Below are 23,371 nucleotides of genomic sequence, written 5' to 3'. Positions count from 1 at the left end.
GGACGCCCCCAGCGCGGCGGGGCGGCCCTTGCGCGGGGCCGCTGGCCTCGGCCGCGCCGGGTTCAAGGACCGTGGGCGGCTCACATAGCTATGGATAACTGACATGACTCCTGTCTCTTTGGCCGCGGTGCCAACCACCACATTCCCCTTCACCGCGCTGGTCGGCCACGAAGCCCTGCAGCGCGCGCTGCTGTTGGCTGCCATCGACCCCGGCATGGGCGGCGTGCTCATCACCGGCCCGCGGGGCACGGCCAAGTCGACCTCGGCGCGCGCGCTGGCGGCCTTGTTGCCCGATGCGCCCTTCGTCACGCTGCCCCTGGCCGCCAGCCTGGAGCAACTGGTGGGCACGCTGAACATCGAAGACGTGCTGCGCGACGGCCAGGTACACCTGGCGCCCGGCCTGGTGGCGCGCGCGCACGGCGGCGTGCTGTATGTGGACGAGGTCAACCTGCTGCCCGATGCGCTGGTGGATTCGCTGCTGGACGTGGCCGCCAGCGGCGTGAACACGGTGGAGCGCGATGGCGTGTCGCACCAGCATGCCGCGCGCTTCGTGCTGGTGGGCACCATGAACCCGGAGGAGGGCGAGCTGCGCCCGCAACTGCTCGACCGCTTCGGCCTGTCGGTGGCGCTGCACAACCCGGCCGACGCCGCCACACGCCAGGCCATCGTGCGGGCGCGACTGGCTTTCGAGGCCGACCCGGCGGCCGTGGTGGCGCGGCATACCGCTGCACAGGCTGCTCTGGTGGCGTCCGTCGTGCGTGCGCGTGCCGCGCTGGCGGGCCTGGAGTGGTCCGACGCCGTGGTGCAGCACGCCGCCAACCTGGCCCTGGCCGCAGGCGTGGACGGCATCCGTGCCGACCTGGTGATGCTGCGTGCCGCACGGGCCCTGGCAGCGCTGGAGCAGCAGTCCAGCGTGCGCGTGGAGCATGTGGACGCCGTGGCCGAACTGGCGCTGGCGCACCGCCGCGGTGAGAACCCGGCAGGCGCAGCCGGCACGGCACCGCCCTCGGGCGCCACACAGCCTCCTTCGCTTTCATCGCCGTCACCGTCACCGTCAAGACCCTCGCCCGCCAGCGGGCAGGCCGCGGGCTCTGCCCAGGATGCTCCCGAGGGCGACTGGGGCGCGCTGCCGCCCGAACCCCAAACCATGGCGCGTGTGCGAAGCACCGGAGCATGGCCACCAAAAAAAGCCTGAGCCACCCCGGCCCGCGCCTGTCCGCTGCCAACCAGGCAACAAGCAAGGCAAGCGCAGGCTGGCGGTGGCAAGCCCCCCGCAATGCCTGGCTGCGCACGCCGCAGGCCGTGGCCCGGCCCGCTGACCCGGAAGGCGCCAGCGTCGACTGGCTGCGCACGTTGGTGGCCAAGGGCCCCGCGCGCCTGCAGCCTGAGCACCTGCGCCGCCGTCCCACCAGCGCCGTGCAGCCCTGCCTGCACCTGATCGTGCTCGACACCTCGGGCTCCATGCGCCAGGGCGGGCGCCTGGCCTGGGCCAAGGGCTATGCCGCGCGCCTGATCGAGCAGGCCGCGCGCGCCGGCGACCATGTGGCGCTGCTGTGTTTTGGCGGCCAGGGGGTGGAGCTGCTGCTGGCCCCGGGCCCCGCGCGCACGGCTGGCACGGCCCGCGTGCGCCCGCTGGGCGGCGGTGGCGGCACGCCGCTGGCGGCGGGCCTGGCCGAGGCCGACCGGCTGCTGCGCACGGCGCGCCGCCAGCGGGGCGCGGGCGCACCCTCGTGCCTGTGGCTGCTGACCGACGGCCGCACGCTCGAGCAGCCCGCCGCGCCGGGCGCTGCCGCGCACGTCGTGGTCGTGGATTTCGACGACCCGCTGCGCCCCGTGGGCCGCTGCGCAGCCTGGGCCGCACGCTGGCAGGCCGAGCACCGCCTGCCTGATCCCCTTTCTTCCTAGATCCATGAACGAGCTTTTTCCGATGTCTGACGTTGCCGCCTTGACGCCTTCCCATACCACCGACGTGATCGTCTGCACCACCTGCCGCCCGGCGGGCGCATCGCGTGACCTGCCCGCCGACGGCGAACTGCTGTTCGAAGCCGTGCAGGCCGCTCAGCTGGGCGACGATGCCGGCACTTGGGCCCAGGTGCGCGTGCGCGGCGTGGCCTGCCTGAGCAGTTGCTCGCGTGCCTGCTCGGTGGCTTTTCAGGCGGCCGGCAAGCACACCTTCGTGTTCGGCGACCTGAAGCCCGATGAGGAAACCGCCCGCCACGTGCTGGACTGCGGCGCGATGCACGCCAGCGCGGCCGACGGCATGCTCCACCGCAACGAACGCCCCGAGCGCCTGCGCAGCGGCATCGTGGTGCGCCTGCCGCCTTCTGTGTCCTGAGCTTTTTCTCGCCCGTAGATATCCCATGGACGCCCTGGCTTTGCTTCTTCCTGCCACGCAGTGGGATGCCCTGCGCGTGCTGATCTGGGTGCCGGTGCTGGCCCTGGCCGTCGACTGGTGGCTGGGGGAGCCGCCGGCGGCCTGGCACCCTGTGGTGTGGATGGGCAAGGCGCTGCAGTACGGTGGCGAGCGGGTGGCTCCCACCGCCCCTGTGGCCGCTGATTTGAAGCGTTTTTGGCTAGCAGCGCTCTTCTGGTGTGCGCTGGCAGCTATTGTTTTGATAGTGTCTGGCTTGGCGCAGCACGCGACGCTGGCGCTGTATGGGCTGCTGGCCATGGCCCTGCTGGCCTTGCTGCTCAAGCCCCTGCTGGCTTGGCGGATGCTGCGCGATGAGGTGCTGGCGGTGGAGATTGCGCTGAGCCAGTCGCTGCCCGCAGGGCGCGAGCGCCTGTCGCGGCTGGTGAGCCGCGATGTGAGTGCGTTGACGGCCGACGAGGTGCGCGAATCCGCCATCGAGTCGCTGGCCGAAAACCTCAACGATTCGGTGGTGGCGCCGCTGTTCTGGTTTGCGCTGCTGGGGCTGCCCGGCGCCGCGCTGTACCGCATGGCCAACACGGCGGATGCGATGTGGGGCTACCCGGGCATGCGCGGCGGGCGGTATTGGCAATGGGCCGGCAAGTGGGCGGCGCGGGCGGACGATGGGCTGTCGTGGGTGCCTGCCCGCATCGCGGCGCTGCTGCTGGCGCTGGCCGCCGGGGGCCTGCCGCTGCGCACGCTGGTGCGGCAAGCGCGCAAGACGCCGTCGCCCAACAGCGGCTGGCCCATGGCGGCCATGGCGCTGTCGCTGAACGTGCGGCTGGCCAAGCCCGGGGTGTATGCGCTCAACGGCGCGGCACGCTCCCCCGGGCCGCTGGACACGCGCCGCGCGGCGCGCCAGGGCGACAAGGTGGTGCTGATGTTGGTGCCGCTGGTGGCGGGCCTGCAGCTGCTGGTGGCGATGGCGCTGATGGGGTGGGCCAGGACATGAGCATCGACATGAGCATGAACACGGCGGCAGATGGCGACTGCGGCATGGGCAGCGCCTCGGCGCCCCTGCACGGCGGGCCCGACGCGTTGGGTGCGCCGCTGCACGACTTCTCCACCAACAGCAATGCCTGCGGACCATGCCCCGAGGCGCTGCTCTGCGTGCAGTCCGCCGATGCCAGCCGCTACCCGGATCCGGCCTACACCGCGTTGCGCGCCCGCCTGGCCGACCTGCATGCGGTGGACCCCGGCCGCATCGTGCTGGCGGGCAGCGCCAGTGAGTTCATCCACCGCACTACCGCTTTTGCTGCGCGCCAGAGTGCGACCTGTGTGGAGGTGCCCGCGCACAGCTATGGCGACTACTCACACGCCGCGCAGGCGTGGGGCCTGGGCGTCATCCGCGCAACACGCGGTGGTCTGCCAACGCAGGCCGCCCTGCACTGGGCGTGCGAGCCGTCGAGCCCGCTGGGCGTGACGGACCCCGCGCTGGCAGCGTGGCGTGAACACGGCTGCGCAGCTACTGCCCTGCAGGTGCTGGACTGCGCCTACGCCCCGCTGCGCCTGGACGGCCACCGTACCCACGCGCCGCCGACGGCCTGGCAGCTGTGGACCCCCAACAAGGCGCTGGGCCTGACGGGCGTGCGGGCCGCCTATGCCATCGCCCCGGCGCACGAGACCCCCGAGCGCATCGCCGCACTGCAGCGCCTGGCGCCCTCGTGGCCTGTGGGCGCGCACGGTGTGGCCATGCTCACCGCCTGGACACTGCCCACGGTGCAGCAGTGGCTGCAGCACAGCCTGGCCACGCTGCGCGAATGGAAGGCTGCGCAGCAGGCGTTGTGCGCCGCCCTGGGCTGGCGCGTGGTGCCTGGAAGCCTGGCGAACTACTTCGTGGCGCAACTGTCAGTTGCCCACGTGGCCGATGCATCTCACACGGTCGATACCTCTCAAGCTGCCCGCGCAGCCGACACCGCCCCATCCACCCAGACAGCACAGTGGCTGCGCGCTCTGCGCGCGCACGGCATCAAGCTGCGCGACTGCAGCTCGTTTGGCCTGCCCAGCCATGTGCGACTGGGCGTGCTGGCGCCCCCCGCGCAGCAGGCACTGGCCCGCGCCGTCCACGATGTGCAGCGCGCCGCCGCTACCATGCCCGATCCATCCAACCCCTGAGGAGCGCCACTTCGTGCGAACCATCACTGTCACCCGCTATGTCACGCCGCTGCGTGAAGGCGGCTCCATGCCCGCCGTGGTCGAGGGCGACGACCTGGGCCTGTACGTGCTCAAGTTCCGCGGTGCAGGGCAGGGCGTGCGCGCCTTGTTGGCCGAGCTCATCTCGGGCGGCATCGCCCGTGCCCTGCAACTGCCGGTGCCCGAGATCGTGCTGGCCGACCTGGACCCGGCGCTCGCGCAGACCGAGCCCGACCCCGAGATCCAAGACCTGGTGCGCGCCAGCGCCGGCCTCAACGTGGGGCTCGATTACCTGTCGGGTGCGCTCAACTTCGACCCGGCGGTCGACGAGGTGACCGACGACTTCGCGTCGCGCCTGGTGTGGTTCGACGCCCTAGTGGCCAATGTGGACCGCACCGCGCGCAACACCAACCTGCTGATGTGGCACCGCAAGCCCTGGCTCATCGACCACGGCGCATCGCTGACTTTTCACCATGCGTGGAACGGCGCGGTGGCGCAGCCGGCCAAGCCGTTTGCACCCATGGCCGACCACGTGCTGCTGCACCGCGCCACCGCCATTGCGCAGGTGGATGGCGAGCTGGCCGCGCTGCTCACGCGCGATGTGCTCACCCACATCCTGGCCGATGTGCCCGACGAGTTCCTGGCCATCGCCGGGGCTGAGCACACCGAGGGCCCGCTGTCGGCACCGGCCAGCCACCGCCAGGCCTATGTGGACCATTTCTGCGCGCGCCTGGAAGGCCGTGCCGCCTGGGTGGATGCGTTGAAGGGAGCCTTCGATGCGCAGCGCTGAGATGGACGTGTACGACTACGCCGTCGTGCGCGTGGTGCCGCGTGTGGAGCGCGAAGAATTCGTCAACGCCGGCGTGATCCTGTCGTGCCACCGCAGCGGCTTCCTGCAAGCGGCGATCGCGCTCGACGAGGCGCGCCTGCTGGCCATGGACCCGCAGGTCGACATCGACACCGTGCGCCGCCACCTGTCGGCCATCGTCGCCATCTGCGCGGGCGAGGCGGGTTGCGGGCCGATTGCGCAGTTGCCCTTCCGCTCGCGCTTTCACTGGCTGACGGCGCGGCGCAGCGCGATCATTCAGACGTCCCCGGTGCACACCGGCCGCTGCACCGATGCGGCGGCGGCGCTCGACCACATCATGGACCGCATGGTGCGGCCCCTGGGTGCGCGCTGAACGCGTCCTTAATAAGATATTAGCGGCCCTTCGGCAGTGTCTCTAGACTAACCCCGGGCGGGTAAATTGATCCTATATATGGCCCGTTAGATGATGGGTTCGACGGAGTCACGACCATGGTGGAATAGGACTTGTAGTTTCCGTCTTTTCTTTCGTCTCCAATCCAAACAATCCATTCTGTTTTGGTAGCTTTTACTCCCTTGGTCACGACCGTGCGGCGGACCACACCAACAATTTTCAATCCGAAAAATTGCTCGCTATTTTCAACCTCTATTGAATTTTTGGATAATTTTACTTTGCTTGAAGGTAAGAGAGTCTTAAACGTATGTTGTTGATCGTCCGCGCGGTTGCGTAGGGATGATGGAAAAGAGCGAAAATCCAAATGCTCAAAAATTTTCCTTGCAGCACTAGGTGAAAGCAAATTATTTTTGCTGACAATGTATTTTTCTTTTGAAATTAAATACAACGCTTCACAGGTTAAATATTCCGAGTGCACTTCTTCGTTGATAACGGTTTCTTCAGTTGCACTTGTCGCTAAGTATGTCAAATAATCGGTGCAGTTATCCGCCAGTGCACCATTTTCAAACTTTATTGGAGTCCGGGACTTGATAAGAGTCTTTTTGACGTCCATTAGAGCAGTCGAGAAACTCTTGTTGGTTGGATATACTTGAACAAGTGTTGATTGCTCGGAGCTTTGACTTGCCTGCAAAGCATTGCTGAGAAAAATTAGAACTGTCGCGACAAGTAAAGAATTTCTCATTTTACCTTATCTAAAAGAGCCGCCTCTTTTCTCCTGCGGGTGTGATATTTGTCGCCAAAATTATTCAAAAGTTTGACGGTCGCTTCCCAATCTTGCTTAACCACTAGAGACCAAAATTTAGGTAAAACTGCATCAAGGTTCTTCCCGTACTGAAATGAAACCGATGCAATTACTGTTTGAGCTTCAGCTGGCAGATCTAAAAAACTTTTTTCGCTAGAAGCTGTATCGTATTTGAGCTTAATGGCTGCCAAGTGTGCCGATTTTACAGCCTTGTCGATGATTTCTGCTTCGGATGCTGTTACCGTTAACGGCGATTTGTCGAGAAGTTCTGTTGCCTTTTCTTTCTTTAATCCCAAATAGGGTTTCAATTTTACGATCAAGGTTGAACTCAGTCCTAGTCTTTTTAAGTCATGCTCCGAGTGCTGCCCTAGATCAAATCCAGTTGCCACTGTTACACCGCTTTTGCTGGTTTCGGATGCTGGGACATAGGCTTTTGTGCGTCGTCCGCCTTCAAGATCGCTTAAAAAAGAATAATCAATTAAATCGGGCATTTTTCTGATTGCGTAAGTTAATAGATTTTTTAAATATTAAGTATTTTAGATCTTAAGTTAAAAGTGTTTATTGGGTATTTTAATACTTTAATTGGTTTCAAAGTGTATTATTTCTGGTTAAAAATGCCAAAATATACCCGTGCACAGTGATGATGTTTCGAATTTGTATGGATTGTTGTTTTGCTGGTGATTTTGGCCGTTTGCTTAGTACACTTGCGCAAGGATCGTTGATGGAGGGGTGAGTTGCAACGATTGTTTTGATTGGCAAGGCGTGCATTCTAGAAAATAATTTCTTTGGCTGTGTGTTTTTGTCTTTGCTGGAAGTGTCTGTCAAAAATGTCTTTTGATTTTTGCTGTAATGTGATTTTATCTCGCATTTTATTTTCAAGCACGAGTAGAGTGTTGCAAATTAAAGATTCCTGAGGCTGGCGTAAAACAATACTTGTTGGATTATCCCTTTTTTTTGATCCTTTTTTGCAACCTTGTGTTTTTATTTGGGTGCATTGCTTGTGGCTTTGCTAAATTAATTTAAATGACGAAAGATTGGTAATGGCAGTTGCAATTTTTATGAAAGTGGAAGGCGCCATCGGCGAGTCAAAAGATGCTTCGCACAAGGATTGGACCGATGTCAAGTCGTTCACTTGGGGTACCTCTCAGCCGCAATCTATGGCGACGGGTGGCGGGGCCGGTGCTGGTAAGGCGACATTTCAGAATCTGAACATCACTGCTCATATTGACAAGGCTTATCCTGCCGTGCTCAAGCACTGCGCCACAGGCAAACACCTGGGTCAGATGGAAATCTCGATGTGTAAGGCTGGTGGTGCGCAGATCGAATTTTTTAAAATCACACTGACTGATGTGATTGTTACTAACGTGGCTGTCAGTGGAACCGCTGAGGGCGACATTGTTATGGTGAACTACGGCTTTCAAGCCGCAAAAATCAAGACTGAGTACTCTGAGCAGACGGCACAGGGTGGTAAGGGCGCAACGAGCGAAATGGGTTTCAGTATCAAGGAGAACAAAGAGGCCTGATAATAGGGCTGCGTGCCACTCCGAGGGGGAGATACAGCAATCGATCAATAGTCGGATTTTGAGGTAGGCACGATGTGATCTTTAGGCGCGCGCAGGCTATAGTCGGCAGCATTCGTTTCATTCCTAATGACCGTGCCTTCGCAACCTTCCTCGCTGGCCCGCTGCGTGATGGTGCTGGGCACCACCAGCGGCGCCGGCAAAAGCTGGCTCACCACCGCCCTGTGCCGCTGGTACAGCAACCAGGGCCTGAAGGTGGCGCCTTTCAAGGCGCAGAACATGAGCAACAACGCGCGCGTGGTGCCCGGCCCCGGCGGCACGGGCGCCGATGCGGGTGGCTTTGGTGCCTGGGGCGAGATCGGCAGCGCGCAGTACTTCCAGGCCCTGGCGGCCCGCGCCGTGCCCGAGGTGCGCATGAACCCGCTGCTGCTCAAGCCCGAGGCCGACACCAAGAGCCAGGTGGTGCTGATGGGGCAGGTGAGCGCCGAGCTGACCGCGCTGCCCTGGCGCGGCCGCAGCGAGCGGGTGTGGCCGCAGATCGCCGCCGCGCTGGACGCCCTGCGCGCAGAGAACGACGTGGTGGTGATCGAAGGCGCGGGCTCGCCCGCGGAGATCAACCTGCACGCCAGCGACATCGTGAACATGCGCGTGGCCCGCCACAGCGATGCGCGCTGCCTGCTGGTGACCGACATCGACCGGGGCGGCGCGTTTGCGCACCTGTACGGCACCTGGGCGCTGTTGCCCGAAGACGAGCGGGCGCTCATCCACGGCTTTGTCCTCAACAAGTTTCGGGGCGATGCCAGCCTGCTGGCCCCTGCGCCCCAAATGCTGCAGGACCTGACCGGCGTGCCCACGGTCGCCACCATCCCAATGCAGTGGCACCACGGGCTGCCGGAAGAGGACGGTGTCTTCGACGACCGCAGCACCGCAGCCGGCGCAGTGCACACCACCGTGGCCGTCATCGCCTACCCGCGCATCAGCAACCTGGATGAGTTTCAGCCGCTCAAGAACGTGCCCGGCGTGCGCCTGCAGTGGGTGCGCAGTCCAGCCGATCTGGCGGGGCTCGCACCTGCCGACTGGGTGGTGCTGCCCGGCTCCAAGGCCACGGCGTACGACCTGGCCTGGCTGCGCGCCCAAGGCCTTGACGGGGCCATCGTCACCCATGCCGCGCGCGGCGGGCGGGTGCTGGGTGTGTGCGGCGGCCTGCAGATGCTGGGCGAGGCGCTGATCGACACCGACGGCATCGACGGCAATGCGCCCGGCCTGGGCCTGTTGCCGCTGGTGACCGCCTTTGCGCGCGACAAGACGGTGCGGCTCACGCGCACCCGCTGGGGCATGCTGGCGGGCGCATGGAGCGCGTTGTCAGGGGTGGAGGTGTCGGGCTACGAGATCCACCATGGGCAGACCGCGCAGCACCCGGCCATGGCCGCCGGGGGCGATGTGGCGCGTGAGGTGATGCCGGGCCTGGCCTGGACCAATGCAGCAGGCAATGTGCTGGGGGTGTACCTGCACGGCCTGTTTGAAGATACGGCGGTGCTGCACGCGCTGTTCGGCACGCGCGCCCCCACGCTCGACAGTGTGTTCGACGGCCTGGCGCGGTCCGCCGAGGCCTGCTTTGCGCCCGGCGTGCTGGCGGCGTTGATCGCGCACCCGGCGCCCGGCACTACGCCTGCTGCGGCATGACGGTGCGCGCCGCCTCAGAGCCGCTCGCAGTGGTATGCGAGCGTGGTGTACGGGAAGCGCACGGTGTCTTGCCCGCGCAGCGCGGGGTGGTGGGCGATGAGTTCGTCGATCTGCGCACGCACCTGCTGGCGCTCGGCATCGGGCAGCGCGGCGATGAAGCTCACCGACATGAAGCGGTCGATGATGACCTGCTCTGGCGGGCCCACGTGTTCGTGCTGCAGTCGCGTCTCGGCCAGGGCGCTGAAGCCGGGGTGGGGGAACGGCTTCTTCCAGTCGCCCTTGTAGAACCGCGGGGCATCGCCTTCGAACGGCGTGATGATGGTGGTCAGCTCGGCCACCCAGTCCACGGACTCGTCGCGCACATTCCACACCAGGCCGAGCTTGCCGCCGGGACGCAGCACGCGGTGGAACTCGTCCAGCGCGTCGGTGCCTGCGAACCAGTGGAACGACTGCGCGCAGACCACCGCGTCGAGCGTGGCATCGGGCAGCGGGATGGCCTGCGCCGTGCCTGCCAGCGTGCGCACCGTGGGCAACTGCCGCGCGTCGATCTTGGCGCGCATCGCGTCCACCGGCTCCACGCCCACCACATCCGCCCCGGTGGTCGCCAGCAGCGCGGTGAACTTGCCCGTGCCCGCACCCACATCGGCCACCTGCCGCCCCGGGCCCAGGCCCAGGGTGTGCGCCAGCCAGTCCGACAGCGCCGCCGGGTAGTCCGGCCGGCCGCGCGCGTAGGCCTGGGCCTCTTTCGCGTAACCCTGCTGTGCCGCAGCGTGCACAGCGTCATTCTTTGTGTTCACTACCACCATGACTGCACCTTTCGTTCTACCGTCCGTTGATGATTTGCATGATGCCGCGTTGGCCGCCCGCCTGCAGCATGTGATCGATTACAAGACCAAGCCGCTCGGTTCATTGGGCGCGCTGGAGCGCCTGGCGCTGCGCCTGGGCGTCATCCAGGGCACCGAGACGCCTGCACTGCATGCGCCGCAGATGCTGGTGTGCGCGGGCGACCACGGGCTGGCCGCAAGGGGGGTGTCGGCGTTTCCGAGCGACGTGACCTGGCAGATGGTCGAGAACTTCCTGGCCGGTGGCGCCGCCGTGAGCGTGCTGGCGCGCCAGCACGGCCTGGGCCTCACGGTGGTGGACTGCGGCGTGGCCAAGCCCATCGCGGCGCGTGATGCCGCGCCGGGCCAGCCGCAACTGCTGCTGCGCAAGGTGGCGCTGGGCACGCAAGATGCGTCTGTGGGCCCTGCGATGACGGCAGCGCAGTGCAGCGAGGCCCTGGCGAATGGCGCAGAGGTGGTGCGCGGCCTGCCCGGCAATGCGCTGCTGCTGGGCGAGATGGGCATCGGCAACACGTCGGTGGCGTCGCTGCTGCTGGCGCGCCTGGCCGGCCTGCCGCTGGCCGAGGTGACGGGTGCGGGCACCGGGCTCGACTCCGCCGGCATCGAGCGCAAGCGCGCGGTGCTGCAGCAGGCGCTGGATGTGAACGCCGAGGCCACCAGTGCGCTCGATGCACTGGCGGCCCTGGGCGGCTTCGAGGTGGCCACGCTGGTCGGCGCGGTGCTGCAGGCGGCTGCCGAGCGCCGCGTGATCGTGGTGGACGGCTTCATCACCAGCGCCGCCGTGCTGGTGGCCAGCCGCCTGCAGCCGCATGTGCTGCAGCGCTGCGTGTTTGCCCACCGCTCGGGCGAGCGCGGCCACAGCCTCATGCTGGCGCAGATGCAGGCAGAGCCGCTGCTGGACCTGGGCCTGCGCCTGGGCGAGGGCTCGGGCGCGGCGCTGGCCTGGCCGCTGCTGCAGTCGGCCTGCGCGGTGCTGGGCGAGATGGCCAGCTTCGAGTCGGCCGGCGTGGCCACGCAGACGGCCTGACGGGCGGCCTGCGTCAGGCCGCCACGGTGCGGTTGCGGCCCTGTTCCTTGGCGCGGTACAGCGCTGCATCGGCGCGCGAGAGCATCGCGTCCAGCGTCTCGCCGGGCCCCTGCCAGCTGGACACGCCGATGCTGACCTGGCAGTCCAGGGGGTGGCCTGCGGCCAGGGCGGCGTGGATGCGCTGGGCCACCTGCGCGGCGGCCGCGGTATCTGCGCCCGGCAGCAGCACCATGAATTCCTCTCCGCCGTAGCGGCCCAGGCGGTCGGCGCGGCGCAGCACCTGGCGGGTGCAGTCCACAAAGTGCACCAGCACCGCATCGCCATGCTGGTGGCCGTGGGTGTCGTTCACGGCCTTGAAGTTGTCCAGGTCCAGCATCATGATGGACGGGCCCTGGCCGTAGCGTTGGGCGCGCTCCAGTTCGTCCTCGCAGCGCTGCAGCAGCGCGCGGCGGTTGAGCGTGTTGGTCAGCGAGTCGTGCGTGGCCAGGTGTTCCAGCTCGGTGCGCAGCCGGTCGGTGGCCATCAGCACCGCGCCGATGGACAGCATGAGCACCGTCAGCACGTAGGCGCCGATGTAGAAGGTCTGGAACATCGAGGGCTCCATCAGGTTGGCCCCCGCATGCCCGATGGCGATGGAGACGAGCCGCAGGGCGAGCACGGCCATGTGCAGGGCCAGCACCGCCTCCACCAGGCGCACCGGAAAGGTCTGCTCGCCATGGCGCAGCATGAAGCGCAGCTGCGCGGCGTAGATGAAACCCATCATGGCCGAGAAGAAGGCCACCCGCAGCGCGTAGTGCGGGACCCAGTAGGTGAGCACGATGAACACCAGCGTGCTGGCGGCCATGACCCAGGCCCACACGCGCCAGGTGCTGGGCGCCCCCATGAAGCTGCGCGTGCCCATGTAGTAGGTGACGGTGCCCAGCACCAGCAGTTCGTTGGCGAGCACCAGGCTCAGCCAGTCGGGTACGAAACCGCGCACGCTGAAGAGCACGGTGGAGGCCAGCCACAGCAGCGGGGCCACCGCCCAGGCGCCCACGCCACGGATCGATGGCGGGTAGTGCCGCCGCATGAACAGGAGCACGATGGCCATGACCGCGGACATGAAGCCCGCCATGGCGATCATGGAGCGCGGGTCGAGGTGCGTCATCCGGCGTGGGGGGAGGTGGCGCCTCTTGTAAAGGTAAGTATTTGTGTCTGCTTCGGTTTCAGTATAGCCATGCGCCAAGCGGCTCACCAGCAAGGCGCGCCGCGCAAACGTTTTCGCACCAATAAAAGGCTGCACCGTGCGGGCGCGGTGCCGGCGGTTCGTGCAACTGGTGCGCTGTGCGCACGATGCTGGTGCATTTTGTACTCAAAGTGAATAAAAGATTGTGTACAAAACTGGCACGGCGCTTGCAATAAGCAGTGCATGCAAGTCCCAGCCCCTGCCAAGGCCCCGGCCGCCATCGAAATCGTCGCACTCACCAAGCGGTATTCCCACGGCAAACCCGCGGTGGATGCGATCAACCTGCGCATTGCGAGCGGCAGCTACTGCTGCCTGCTGGGCCCTTCGGGCTGCGGCAAGAGCACGACCTTGCGCATGATCGCCGGGCACGAGTCGGTCACCAGCGGCGACATCCTGCTGGAGAACCGCAACATCACCGACCTGCCCGCCGCGGCGCGCGGCACGGCCATGATGTTCCAGAGCTTCGCGCTGTTCCCGCACCTGTCGGCGCTGGACAACGTGGCCTTTAGTTTGAAGATGAAAGGCGTGGCCCGGGCCGAGCGGCAGGCCAAGGCGCGCGACCTGCTCGAGCGCGTGGCCATGGGCCACCTGGCCGATCGCAAGCCGGCCGAGCTGTCGGGTGGGCAGCAGCAGCGTGTGGCGCTGGCGCGCGCGCTCATCACCCAGCCGCGCGTGCTGCTGCTGGACGAACCGCTTTCCGCGCTGGACCCTTTCCTGCGCATCCAGATGCGCGCCGAGCTGCGCCGCTGGCAAAAGGAGCTGGGCCTGACTTTCATCCACGTGACCCATTCGCAGGAAGAAGCCATGGCCCTGGCCGACACCATGGTGGTGATGAACCACGGCGTGATCGAGCAGGTGGGCAGCCCGCACGAGGTCTACAACCGGCCGGCCAGCGAGTTCGTGGCGCGCTTCATGGGCGGCCACAACGTGATCGATACCGAAGGCGGCAAGGTCGGCGTGCGCACTGACCACCTGCAGATCGCCCCCGCCAGTGCCGAGCTGCCCTGGGGCGCCCAGCGCATGCAGGCCGTGGTGACCGACGTGGAGTACCAGGGCACCTATGTGCTGCTGGGCCTGCAAAAGCAGGGCGTGGCCCTGTCGGCCAACGCCACGGCGGCGTATTCGGTGATGGTGTCCGAGGCCGCGTTTGCTGCGCAGCCGTATGCGGTGGGCCAGGGTGTGCAGCTGCACTGGACGCCGGAGCAGGCCCACCCGCTGTCGCCCCGCACGGTGCCGGTATCCGCGCCTGCTGCTGCTGCTGCTGCTGCTGCTGATGCGGCCACTGCGCAGGCCGTGCCGGCCTGACCCTTTTTCGTTTGATCGTTCGTCCTCTCGTTTCCAACCCCCTGCCACTTCGCCAACCAAGGAGCTTTCCCATGTCCGACGACTCTCGTGCTGATTCCCCCGCTGTTGTTGCTGCCGCCGCCTCCGACACCACCGGCGGCATGCAGCGCCGCTCGCTGCTCAAGGGCACGGCGGGCATCCTGGCCGCAGGCATCTTCCCGGCCGTCCATTCGCAGGAGAAGATCGTGCTGCGCTACCTGGGCACGGCGGTGAACCAGGACAAGGCCATTGCCGAGAAGTTCAAGGCCGACACCGGCATCGAGATCCAGTACGTGGCCGTGACCACGGACGACGTGACCAAGCGCGCCGTGACCGCGCCCAACAGTTTCGACCTGATCGACACCGAGTACTTCTCGCTGAAAAAGATCGTGCCCACAGGCAACTTGAAGGGCATCGACACCAAGCGCATCAAGAACGCCGACAAGATCACCACGCTGTTCACCACCGGCATGGTGGCCGGCAAGGCCGTGGGCGATCAGGGCACCGCGCCCAAGAAGGTGATCTACCTGGAAGGCGAGAAGTCCAAGAAGTTCGCGACCGCGCCCACGCAGTTCATGTCGCTGATCCCCACCGTGTACAACGCCGACACGCTGGGCATCCGCCCCGATTTGATCAAGCGCCCCATCAGCTCCTGGGCCGAGCTTCTGAACCCGGAGTTCAAGGGCAAGACCGCGATCCTGAACATTCCTTCGATCGGCATCATGGACGCCGCCATGGTGGTCGAGGCCATGGGCATCTACAAGTACCCCGACAAGGGCAACATGACCAAGAAGGAGATCGACCTCACGATCAAGACCCTGATCGAAGCCAAGAAGCAGGGCCAGTTCCGCGCGCTGTGGAAGGACTTCAACGAGTCGGTCAACCTGATGGCATCGGGCGAGGTGGTGATCCAGTCGATGTGGAGCCCCGCCGTCACGGCTGTGCGCACCAAGGGTATTGCCTGCAACTTTCAGCCCCTGAAGGAGGGCTACCGCGCCTGGGCCGCCGGCTTCGGCCTGCCGGCCACATTGAGCGGCCGCAAGCTCGATGGCGCGTACGAGTTCATCAACTGGTTCCTGGACGGCTGGGCCGGCGCGTACCTGAACCGCCAGGGCTACTACAGCGCCGTGCTGGAGACCGCCAAGTCCAAGATGGACGCCTACGAGTGGGCCTACTGGATGGAAGGCAAGCCCGCCACGCAGGACATCAAGAGCCCCAATGGCGACGTGCTGGCCAAGACCGGCGCGGTGCGCGACGGCGGCAGCTATGAATCGCGCATGGGTGGCATCGCCTGCTGGAACGCGCTGATGGACGAGAACAACTACATGGTTCAGAAGTGGAATGAATTCGTCGCGGCCTGACGGAGTGAAGGGCGGGGCCTGGCTTCGACAGGCTCAGCCCGAACGGTTTGGGGGAGGGCGTGTGTTCACCGCAACCCCCAATCCGACCCCAATCCACCCCCAACCGTTCGCACTGAGCTTGTCGAAGTGAGGGCTCAGCATGACTTTTTGTGCCGATCCGTCATTGGAAAAATCCCAACCCGTTCACGCTGAGCCTGTCGAAGCGCCGCACGAGGCTTCGACAGGCTCAGCCCGAACGGCTCGGATCGATCGAACGCGAATCCTTGTGAATAGTCACGTTCTCTTGCGCTAATTTGGCTGAACCGCACCACCATGAGCACCACCCACACTCCGACCTTGCCTGCCAGCGCCGCCCCCGGGCGCGGCATTGCCGCCTGGTGGCAGGCCGCGCCGTTCACGCTGGTGTTCGTGCTGTTCTTCCTGGTGCCGCTCGCGCTGATCGTGATGGTCAGCTTCTGGGACTTCAACGAGTACGAATTGCTGCCGGGCTTCACGTTCAAGAACTACGTGTCGATCTTTGCGGGCTGTGGCGATGCGTCAGACGGCCTGTGCGTCACGCTCAAGACGTACTGGTCCACGCTCAAGTTCAGTTTTCTGGTGTGGCTGATCACGCTGGTGATCGGCTTCACGGTGGCCTATTTCCTGGCCTTTCATGTGCGCTCGTCGGGCATGCAGACGCTGCTGTTCGTGCTGTGCACCATTCCGTTCTGGACGTCGAACGTGATCCGCATGATCTCGTGGGTGCCGCTGCTGGGGCGCAACGGGCTGGTGAACCAGACCCTGGTGGGGGCGGGGCTGGTCGATCAGCCCGTCGAATGGCTGCTGTTCTCGGACTTCTCGGTGGTGCTGGCCTTCGTGCACCTGTACACCATGTTCATGATCGTGCCCATCTTCAACAGCATGATGCGCATCGACCGCAGCCTCATCGAGGCCGCCAGCGACAGCGGGGCCAGCGGCTGGCAGACGCTGTGGAACGTGATCGTGCCGCTGTCGCGCACCGGCATCATCATCGGGTCCATTTTCGTGATCACCATCGTCATGGGCGACTTCGTCACCATCGGCGTGATGGGCGGCCAGCAGATCGCCTCCATCGGCAAGATCATCCAGGTGCAGACGTCGTACCTGCAGTTCCCGCTGGCCGCGGCCAATGCCGTGATCCTGCTCGCGGTGGTGCTCATGATCATCTGGGGCCTCACGCGCCTCGTGGACATCCGAAAAGAACTATGAACACCCCCGTTGCTTGCTCACTTCGTGTAGCCGCCACCCCCCTCCAGGGGGCGACACCGGTGGCCCGGCAAAGCCGGCTCCACGGTGTCACTGGCTTGGTTCATGCCATGTTGAATGGCTTGTTGCCGAAATTGGTCCATCGTAGGAATCCCGCATGAAAGCTCCTCGCGAATCCCGCCCCGCCAGCTTCTGGCTGCTGGCCATCGTGTTCAGCCTGTTCGTGCTGTTCATGTACGGGCCCATGTTCGTCATCTTCATCCTGAGCTTCCAGGGCCCCGAAGGCGGGCTGACCTTTCCCATGCGCGGCGTGTCGCTGCACTGGTTCCACAAGCTGGCCGAAGGCTTGGGCGTGGTGGACATCGGCGCGGCGCTGTGGCGCTCGCTGGGCCTGGGTGTGGCGGTGATGCTGTGCACGGTGGTGCTGTCGGTGCTGGCGGGCCTGGCCTTTCGCAAGAGGCTGGCGGGCGGCAACACGCTGTTCTTCATCGTCGTGGCCAGCCTGATCATGCCGTCCATCATCGTCTCGCTGGGCATCGGGCTGGAGTTCCGGCTCATCGACAACGGCATCAAGGCCGCGCTCGAATGGCTGGGCATGGAGAGCGCGCTGGAGGGCTACGGCACGTCGCTCGGCCTGTTCACCTCGGCCCTGGGCGCGCACCTGACCTGGACGCTGCCGTTCGGCCTGCTGATCATGTTCGCGGTGTTCAACCGCTTCAACCCGGCGTACGAAGAGGCCGCGCGCGACCTGGGTGCCACGCCCTGGCAGGGCTTTGCCCATGTGGTGCTGCCGCTGATCGCGCCCTCGGTGGTGGGCATCGGCATGTTCGGCTTCACGCTCAGCTGGGACGAGATCGCCCGCACCTCGCAGGCCATCGGTGATGTGAACACGCTGCCGCTGGAGCTGCAGGGCCTGACCAGCACGGTGACCACGCCGTCGATCTACGCGCTGGGCACCCTGACCACGGTGGTGTCGTTCGTGGTCATGGGCATCACGCTCGCCCTGGTGTGGGCATTGGGCCGCGGTCGCAAGGGCCGTTCGGGGTAAAAACGGCACATCTATGACCACGACTGCCAAGAAACCCCGGCGCGCAGCCCAGGCTGCCGCTTCTGCCCCCGCCTCCGCGCCCGCCGAATCGCCCGTTCAGTCGACCGTGCAGTCGCCCACGGCCGACGTCCCGGGCCAGCTGAGCGACAACGACATGTACGACCGCATGGTGTCGGCCATCCTGGACCACCGCCTGCCGCCCGGCACCAAACTGGTCGAAGACAAGCTGGCAGCGGCCTTCGGCGTATCGCGCACGCGCGTGCGGCCGCTGCTGGTGCGGCTGGCCAACGAGCAGGTGGTCACGCTCACGCCCAACCGGGGCGCGTCCATCGCGCAGCCGACACCGCAAGAGGCGCTCGAGGTGTTCGAGGTCCGCCGCCTGCTGGAGCCGCGCCTGGTGGAGCTTTTCATCGCCAACGCCACCGACGCCGATATCGCCGCGCTGCGCACCTGCATCGACGACGAAGAGGCTGCGCGCGCCGGTGGCGACATGCGCCGGGCCATCCGCCTGTCGGGCGACTTTCACCTGCACATCGCCCAGGCCGCGGGCCACCAGACGCTGGGGCGCATCCTGCGCGAACTGGTCTCGCGCACTTCGCTCATCCTCATGACCTACAGCCCGAGCCATGCCCGCGAGCGCGAGGAGGCCACCGCCTGCGGCTGCCGTGAGCACCGCGCGCTGATCGACGCCATCCGCCTGCGCGACGCGCGCGAGGCGGCGCGGCTGATGCTGGACCATTTGAAACGCATCGAGTCCCAGTTGGAGTTCACGCCGCCTGCCAGCGATGCACCCGACCTCATCGCCCTGCTGCTGGGCCGCGCGGCCTGAGCGCATCGACCCGCCTTCCACGACCTTCTCCACACCGTGCGCCAACTGCTGGTCATCAATCCCAACACCTCTGCCGGCGTGAGCGCGCTGCTGCAGCACCACGTGCAGGCCGCTGCCGGCTCGCATGTGGCAGTGCGCACTGCCACCGCCCGTTTCGGTGCGCCGTACATCGCCTGCGAGGCGAGCTACGCCGTGGCAGCGCATGCCGCGCTCGACGCCTGGGCCCATGACCTGGCACAGCCGCAGGGCAGGCAGCAGCCGCCCGATGCCGTGCTGATCGGCTGCTTTGGCGACCCGGGACTCATGGCCCTGCGTGAAAGCAGCCCGGTGCCCGTGACCGGCCTGGCCGAAGCGTCCTTCATCGAAGCCGCCCGCCACGGCCGCTTTGCCATCGTCACCGGTGGCGAGCGCTGGGGCCCCATGCTGCAGCGCCTGGCGCAGGCCCTGGGGCATGCGCACGGGCTGGCAGGCATCCACACCGTGGCGCCCACAGGGGCCCAACTGGCCGCCGACCCGGACGCCGCCCGCGCCTTGCTGGCCCAGGCCTGCCGCGATGTCGTGCGCCAGATGGGTGTGCAGGCCGTCATCCTGGGCGGTGCAGGCCTGGCCGGCATGGCCTCCGCCGTGCAGCCGCAGGTGGGCGTGCCGGTGATCGACAGCGTGGTGGCGGGTGCGACCTGGGCGCTGCGGGCGCACCCGGTGCCGCCCGAGCGTCGGGTGGCGGGGTTTGATGTCAGCTGGGCTGGCGTTTCAGTCGATATGGCAGATCTGGGAATTAACTCTACGTTTGACGGAGGCAGCGGGCAGGTTTAGTATTACATGTGTAATTACTGGAGTTCCCATGCACACCCTCAAACTCACCCAAGTCGGTAACTCTGTCGGAGCCATCTTCCCCAAGGAGCTGCTGGCGCGACTGCAGTTGGAGAAGGGCGATGAGCTGTACGTGACCGAGTCACCTGATGGCTTGCGCATCACGACCCACAATCCGGAATTCGAAGCGCAGATGCGCGTTGCGCGCGAGATCATGAAAGAGCGTCGGGCCGTTTTGCACGAGTTGGCCAAATGAGCCAGTGGGTCTGGCTGGACAGGGCTGTCATTGTTGCCATCCATGAAATGCAGTTGGCAGAGCATGGCGGAGGTGCAGGCGTGCGTGATGCAGGATTGCTGGATTCGGCATTGGGCAAGCCGCTCCATCTGAGCCACTACGGCGAGCCGCCGCCCGATGCCCCTGCCTTGGCCGCGTCGTACGGCTACGGCATTTCTCGCAACCATCCTTTCATTGACGGCAACAAGCGTACAGGCTTCGTGGCGGCGGAACTGTTTCTGCGTCTGAACGGGTGGACGTTGGCTGCGGATGATGCGTCTTGCGTGATGACCATGCTCGCCGTCGCTGCCGGAGACATTTCGGAAGAAGCCTTTGCCGCCTGGCTGCGCAAACATGCAGTCGCTCGCCAAGCATGAAGGCTTTGAGGCCTCTACCGCTTGACTGTTAAGCGCGAGCAGCTATCGAATCTGTAGCGGCAGGCCGTATGGATCAAGGCGCCATCACCTTCGGCTCGAAATCGCAATACCGTGCCACCACGCACTCCCAGCAGTGCGGCTTGCGCGCCTGGCACACATAGCGGCCGTGCAGGATGAGCCAGTGGTGCGAGTCCACGGCGTACTCGGGGGGCACGCGCTTCATCAGCTGCAGCTCCACCGCCAGCGGGTTCTTGCCCGGGGCCAGGCCGGTGCGGTTGCTCACGCGGAAGATGTGGGTGTCCACCGCCATGGTGGGTTGGCCGAACGCCACGTTGAGCACCACGTTGGCCGTCTTGCGGCCCACGCCGGGCAGGGCCTCCAGGGCTTCGCGGGTGCGGGGGACCTGGCTGCCGTGCTGCTCCACCAGGATCTGGCAGGTCTGCAGCAGGTGGCGGGCCTTGCTTTTGTAAAGGCCGATGGTCTTGATGTAGCCCTCCAGGCCCTCCAACCCCAGGTCCCAGATGGCCTGGGGCGTGCCCGCCACCGGAAACAGCTTGCGCGTGGCCTTGTTCACGCCCACGTCGGTGGCCTGGGCCGACAGCAGCACGGCGGCCAGCAGCTCGAACGGGGTGGTGTACTCCAGCTCCGTGTTGGGCATGGGGTTGGCCGCCTTGAGGGTGGCGAAGAAGGGCTCGATGTCGGAGGTCTTCATCTGGACTTGGGTGGGGATGTCTTTTTTCTGGAAGGCACGGGTGGTGTCGCTCCATTGTCCCGCAGCTGGCCGCGCAGGAATTCCAGGAACATGCGCACGGCGGCCGGCAGGGTGCGGCCGTGCAGGGTCTGCAGTTCGGTATAGCGCGCGCCCATGCCAGGCTCGCGGATCTGTGCGGCGTGCAGCTCGCCGCGCTGCACGCGGTCGCGCACCGTGACCTCGCCCGAGATCGACAGACCCCCGCCGTGCAGCACGAAGTGCATCAGGGTCTCGAAGTGGTTGCACACCAGTGCGGGCTCGAACACCAGGCCGCGCTGGCTGCAGCCGATGTCGAACAGCTGGCGCACGGTGTTGTCGCGCTCGGGCAGGGCGATGGGGTAGCCATGCATCTGCGCCAGCGTGACCGACGCGAAGCGCGCGAGCGTGTGGTCCTTGCGCATGATGGCGATGACGGGGGATGCCTGCCGGTGCTGCACGGTGATGTCGCGCTCGGCCGAGCGGCTGTAGGTCAGGCCGATGTCGGCATCGCCGTTGAGCACGGCGGTGGTCACGGCCGCGGGGCTGACCACCCGCAGGTGGAACTGGATGCCGGGGTATTGCGTGCGGAACTGCGCCATCACCCGGGGCAGGAATTCGATGGCAAAACCAGCCGAGCTGCACACGCGCACCAGCCCGGTGTGCAGGCCCTGCAGCGCCGCAATGTCTGACACCACACGGTCCGCCTCCAGCGCGCCGCGCCGGGCGTAGGCCGCCAGCAGTTCGCCGGCGGCGCTGGGCGCCATGCCGCGCGGGCGCCGCTCGAACAGCGGCACGGAGAGCAGGTCTTCGAGCGCGGCCACCTGCCGGCTGACGGCCGAGGGCGACACGTTCAGGCGCGTGGCGGCCTCGCTGACCGAGCCGCTGCGCACGACCTCCAGAAAGTAGCGCAGTGCCGTGTCCTGAAGCCGGGTCGAAAGCATGGGGCCGCCTCGGGGTGTGGGTTGCATAAAACGCAACGATAACCTCAGAAATCGTCGATTGTCGAAACGCAAGGGGCTGCTTATGCTGACTTGCAAATGACACAATCCTCCAGCTTAGCCACATCGACCACACCCGCTCAGCCTGCCCAGGGCAGGGCACCGGGCGGCATCGTCGGCCACACGGCCACCAGCCTGTCGCGCGCCATCCACGCCCGCGACGTGTCGTGTGCCGAGGTGCTCGACGCCTACCTGGCACAGGTCGACCGCCTGAACCCCGTGGTCAATGCGCTGGTGGCCCTGGCAGACCGCGACGTGCTGCGTGCGCAGGCCGCCGAGCGCGATGCGCAGCTGGCGCGCGGCGAGAGCCTGGGTCCGCTGCACGGCTTTCCGCAGGCACCCAAGGACATCATGCCCGCCGCCGGCATGGTCACCACGCGCGGCTCACCCATCTTTGCGGGGCAGGTGTCCACCACCGACGCCGTGGTGTTCGAGCGCATGCGCGCGGGCGGCGCACTGTTCATCGGCCGCAGCAACTCGCCCGAGTTCGGCCTGGGCGGGCACACCTACAACCCCGTGTATGGCACCACGCGCAATGCGTTCGATCCGGCCGTGTCGGCGGGCGGCAGCAGCGGCGGGGCGGCGGTGGCCGTGGCGCTGCACATGCTGCCGGTGGCCGACGGCTCGGACATGATGGGATCGCTGCGCACGCCGGCGGCGTTCAACAACGTGTACGGGCTGCGCACCTCGTTCGGCCTGGTGCCGCACGGCCCGACCGAAGAGGTGTTCTTCCAGCAGTTCAGCGTGGCCGGCCCCATGGCGCGCAACATCCCGGACCTGGCGCTGCTGCTGTCCGTGCAGGCGGGCTTCGATGCGCGGCTGCCGCTCACCCGCCGGCACGAGGACGTGGCCTTGCTGGGGCGGCCGCTGGAGCGCGACTTCGGCGGTGCGCGCATCGGCTGGCTGGGCGATCTGGGCGGGCACCTGCCCACCGAGCCCGGCGTGCTGGCCACCTGTGAGCAGTCGCTCGCGCACTTTCGCACGGTGGGCTGCACGGTGGAATCCGTGGTGCCCGCGTTCGACATGGCCCAACTGTGGAACGCCTGGATCGACCTGCGCAGCTTCAGTGTGGCGGGGGCCAACGCGGGCCTGTACCGCAACCCGGCCACGCGCGCACTGCTCAAGGCCGAGGCGGTGTGGGAGATCGAGCGCGGCATGCGGCTGTCGGCCCTGCAGGTGTACGACGCGGCCCGCGTGCGCAGTGCGTGGTACCAGATGCTGCGCGGCCTGTTCGAGCAGTTCGACTTTCTGGTGCTGCCGGCCGCGCAGGTTTTTCCGTTCCATGCCGACCTGGACTGGCCGCACGAGGTCGGCGGGCGCACCATGGACACCTACCACCGCTGGATGGAGGCCGTGGTGCCCGCCACCATGGCCGGCCTGCCTGCCTTGGCTGCGCCTGCGGGCTTCGGGCCCGGGGGCTTGCCGGCGGGGCTGCAGATCATCGGCCCGGCGCAGTCCGATGCGGCCGTGCTGCAGATCGGGCATGCGTACGACCAGGCCAGCGGCCATGCCCGTGTGCCGAGCCCGTTGCTGGGCTGATGCGCGCTGTTTTCCAC

Annotated in this window: 25 protein-coding genes; 19 read left to right on the top strand and 6 right to left on the bottom strand. The window is 66.0% G+C overall.

What is annotated here, in order from left to right; genetic code table 11:
* Positions 1–103 precede the first annotated feature (103 nt).
* Genes ACSQ3N_RS17655 through ACSQ3N_RS17625 form a run of 7 tightly spaced genes read left to right on the top strand, consistent with a single transcriptional unit; the run spans position 104 to position 5,724 of the window.
* Positions 104–1,195: an ATP-binding protein gene (locus tag ACSQ3N_RS17655; RefSeq protein ID WP_436146964.1), complete on the top strand. Its 1,092-nt coding sequence runs from the start codon at positions 104–106 to the stop codon at positions 1,193–1,195.
* The gene (locus ACSQ3N_RS17650; protein ID WP_436146963.1) at positions 1,174–1,905 is read left to right on the top strand and encodes a vWA domain-containing protein; all 732 of its coding nucleotides are present in this window, start codon (positions 1,174–1,176) and stop codon (positions 1,903–1,905) included. Before ACSQ3N_RS17655 ends, ACSQ3N_RS17650 begins: the two co-directional genes overlap by 22 nt.
* A gap of 22 nt (positions 1,906–1,927) precedes the next feature.
* Entirely contained in the window at positions 1,928–2,335 is a 408-nt protein-coding gene (locus ACSQ3N_RS17645) for a DUF1636 family protein (RefSeq protein ID WP_436146962.1), read from the top strand.
* A 25-nt stretch (positions 2,336–2,360) separates the two neighbouring features.
* Entirely contained in the window at positions 2,361–3,362 is a 1,002-nt protein-coding gene (gene cbiB / locus ACSQ3N_RS17640) for an adenosylcobinamide-phosphate synthase CbiB (protein ID WP_436146961.1), read from the top strand.
* Between the two features lie 8 nt (positions 3,363–3,370).
* Positions 3,371–4,525, top strand: a complete 1,155-nt coding sequence (locus ACSQ3N_RS17635) for an aminotransferase class I/II-fold pyridoxal phosphate-dependent enzyme (protein ID WP_235507409.1) — start codon at positions 3,371–3,373, stop codon at positions 4,523–4,525.
* A gap of 13 nt (positions 4,526–4,538) precedes the next feature.
* Complete coding sequence (locus ACSQ3N_RS17630; protein ID WP_056169532.1) at positions 4,539–5,333, top strand: HipA family kinase; 795 nt, start codon at positions 4,539–4,541, stop codon at positions 5,331–5,333.
* On the top strand, positions 5,320–5,724 hold the full coding sequence (locus tag ACSQ3N_RS17625) for a DUF3037 domain-containing protein (protein WP_056169530.1): 405 nt from the start codon (positions 5,320–5,322) through the stop codon (positions 5,722–5,724). The genes ACSQ3N_RS17630 and ACSQ3N_RS17625 overlap by 14 nt, the downstream gene beginning before the upstream one ends.
* A 19-nt stretch (positions 5,725–5,743) precedes the next feature.
* On the opposite strand, the gene ACSQ3N_RS17620 is transcribed toward ACSQ3N_RS17625, so the two are convergent.
* Both ACSQ3N_RS17620 and ACSQ3N_RS17615 read right to left on the bottom strand, forming a co-directional pair.
* Positions 5,744–6,484, bottom strand: coding sequence for a hypothetical protein (locus ACSQ3N_RS17620; protein ID WP_156372111.1), 741 nt, complete (start codon positions 6,482–6,484; stop codon positions 5,744–5,746).
* Positions 6,481–7,035: a pesticin C-terminus-like muramidase gene (locus ACSQ3N_RS17615; RefSeq protein WP_082516993.1), complete on the bottom strand. Its 555-nt coding sequence runs from the start codon at positions 7,033–7,035 to the stop codon at positions 6,481–6,483. The genes ACSQ3N_RS17620 and ACSQ3N_RS17615 overlap by 4 nt, the downstream gene beginning before the upstream one ends.
* A gap of 549 nt (positions 7,036–7,584) precedes the next feature.
* Here ACSQ3N_RS17615 and ACSQ3N_RS17610 point away from each other — a divergent pair.
* Together ACSQ3N_RS17610 and ACSQ3N_RS17605 are read left to right on the top strand one after the other, a co-directional pair.
* Positions 7,585–8,067: an Hcp family type VI secretion system effector gene (locus ACSQ3N_RS17610; RefSeq protein WP_436146960.1), complete on the top strand. Its 483-nt coding sequence runs from the start codon at positions 7,585–7,587 to the stop codon at positions 8,065–8,067.
* Positions 8,068–8,235: 168 nt separating this feature from the next.
* Positions 8,236–9,747 carry a cobyric acid synthase gene (locus ACSQ3N_RS17605; RefSeq protein WP_436147970.1) on the top strand — a complete coding sequence of 504 codons (1,512 nt, stop codon included), beginning with the start codon at positions 8,236–8,238 and terminating at the stop codon, positions 9,745–9,747.
* 14 nt (positions 9,748–9,761) lie between these two features.
* Here ACSQ3N_RS17605 and ACSQ3N_RS17600 read toward each other — a convergent pair whose 3' ends face one another.
* Complete coding sequence (locus ACSQ3N_RS17600; protein ID WP_436146959.1) at positions 9,762–10,553, bottom strand: class I SAM-dependent methyltransferase; 792 nt, start codon at positions 10,551–10,553, stop codon at positions 9,762–9,764.
* On the opposite strand from ACSQ3N_RS17600, the gene cobT reads away from it, so the two are divergent.
* Positions 10,552–11,616: a nicotinate-nucleotide--dimethylbenzimidazole phosphoribosyltransferase gene (gene cobT / locus ACSQ3N_RS17595; RefSeq protein WP_436146958.1), complete on the top strand. Its 1,065-nt coding sequence runs from the start codon at positions 10,552–10,554 to the stop codon at positions 11,614–11,616. The two genes, ACSQ3N_RS17600 and cobT, sit on opposite strands and share 2 nt — an antisense overlap.
* 13 nt (positions 11,617–11,629) lie before the next feature.
* Here the strand turns inward: cobT and ACSQ3N_RS17590 are convergent, their stop codons facing one another.
* Positions 11,630–12,763: a GGDEF domain-containing protein gene (locus ACSQ3N_RS17590; RefSeq protein WP_436146957.1), complete on the bottom strand. Its 1,134-nt coding sequence runs from the start codon at positions 12,761–12,763 to the stop codon at positions 11,630–11,632.
* A gap of 261 nt (positions 12,764–13,024) precedes the next feature.
* Between ACSQ3N_RS17590 and ACSQ3N_RS17585 the strand changes: the two genes are divergently transcribed.
* The 8 genes from ACSQ3N_RS17585 to ACSQ3N_RS17550 all read left to right on the top strand — a co-directional run bounded on the left by ACSQ3N_RS17585 (position 13,025) and on the right by ACSQ3N_RS17550 (position 20,087).
* Positions 13,025–14,146 (top strand): ABC transporter ATP-binding protein, encoded by a 1,122-nt coding sequence (locus ACSQ3N_RS17585; protein ID WP_436146956.1) that lies wholly within the window; start codon positions 13,025–13,027, stop codon positions 14,144–14,146.
* Between the two features lie 71 nt (positions 14,147–14,217).
* Positions 14,218–15,525, top strand: coding sequence for an ABC transporter substrate-binding protein (locus tag ACSQ3N_RS17580; RefSeq protein ID WP_436146955.1), 1,308 nt, complete (start codon positions 14,218–14,220; stop codon positions 15,523–15,525).
* A gap of 312 nt (positions 15,526–15,837) precedes the next feature.
* Complete coding sequence (locus ACSQ3N_RS17575; protein ID WP_056169510.1) at positions 15,838–16,752, top strand: ABC transporter permease; 915 nt, start codon at positions 15,838–15,840, stop codon at positions 16,750–16,752.
* A 154-nt stretch (positions 16,753–16,906) separates the two neighbouring features.
* A complete protein-coding gene (locus ACSQ3N_RS17570) occupies positions 16,907–17,797 on the top strand; it encodes an ABC transporter permease (protein WP_056169505.1) in 891 nt (296 codons plus the stop codon).
* A 13-nt stretch (positions 17,798–17,810) separates the two neighbouring features.
* On the top strand, positions 17,811–18,626 hold the full coding sequence (locus ACSQ3N_RS17565; RefSeq protein WP_436146954.1) for a GntR family transcriptional regulator: 816 nt from the start codon (positions 17,811–17,813) through the stop codon (positions 18,624–18,626).
* Between the two features lie 36 nt (positions 18,627–18,662).
* Entirely contained in the window at positions 18,663–19,439 is a 777-nt protein-coding gene (locus tag ACSQ3N_RS17560; RefSeq protein WP_436146953.1) for an aspartate/glutamate racemase family protein, read from the top strand.
* A 28-nt stretch (positions 19,440–19,467) separates the two neighbouring features.
* On the top strand, positions 19,468–19,692 hold the full coding sequence (locus ACSQ3N_RS17555; protein WP_056169497.1) for an AbrB/MazE/SpoVT family DNA-binding domain-containing protein: 225 nt from the start codon (positions 19,468–19,470) through the stop codon (positions 19,690–19,692).
* Positions 19,689–20,087 carry a type II toxin-antitoxin system death-on-curing family toxin gene (locus ACSQ3N_RS17550; protein WP_056169493.1) on the top strand — a complete coding sequence of 133 codons (399 nt, stop codon included), beginning with the start codon at positions 19,689–19,691 and terminating at the stop codon, positions 20,085–20,087. The genes ACSQ3N_RS17555 and ACSQ3N_RS17550 overlap by 4 nt, the downstream gene beginning before the upstream one ends.
* 73 nt (positions 20,088–20,160) lie before the next feature.
* Here ACSQ3N_RS17550 and nth read toward each other — a convergent pair whose 3' ends face one another.
* Both nth and ACSQ3N_RS17540 read right to left on the bottom strand, forming a co-directional pair.
* Entirely contained in the window at positions 20,161–20,799 is a 639-nt protein-coding gene (gene nth, locus ACSQ3N_RS17545; RefSeq protein ID WP_436146952.1) for an endonuclease III, read from the bottom strand.
* The gene (locus ACSQ3N_RS17540) at positions 20,796–21,758 is read right to left on the bottom strand and encodes a LysR family transcriptional regulator (RefSeq protein WP_436146951.1); all 963 of its coding nucleotides are present in this window, start codon (positions 21,756–21,758) and stop codon (positions 20,796–20,798) included. Before ACSQ3N_RS17540 ends, nth begins: the two co-directional genes overlap by 4 nt.
* Positions 21,759–21,854: 96 nt before the next feature.
* Between ACSQ3N_RS17540 and ACSQ3N_RS17535 the strand changes: the two genes are divergently transcribed.
* Complete coding sequence (locus ACSQ3N_RS17535) at positions 21,855–23,354, top strand: amidase (RefSeq protein WP_436146950.1); 1,500 nt, start codon at positions 21,855–21,857, stop codon at positions 23,352–23,354.
* Positions 23,355–23,371 lie beyond the last annotated feature (17 nt).

The sequence above is a fragment of the Acidovorax sp. LjRoot194 genome (assembly GCF_964253015.1).
GTDB lineage: Bacteria > Pseudomonadota > Gammaproteobacteria > Burkholderiales > Burkholderiaceae_C > Acidovorax.
This window is presented reverse-complemented; position numbering and strand designations above follow the sequence as displayed.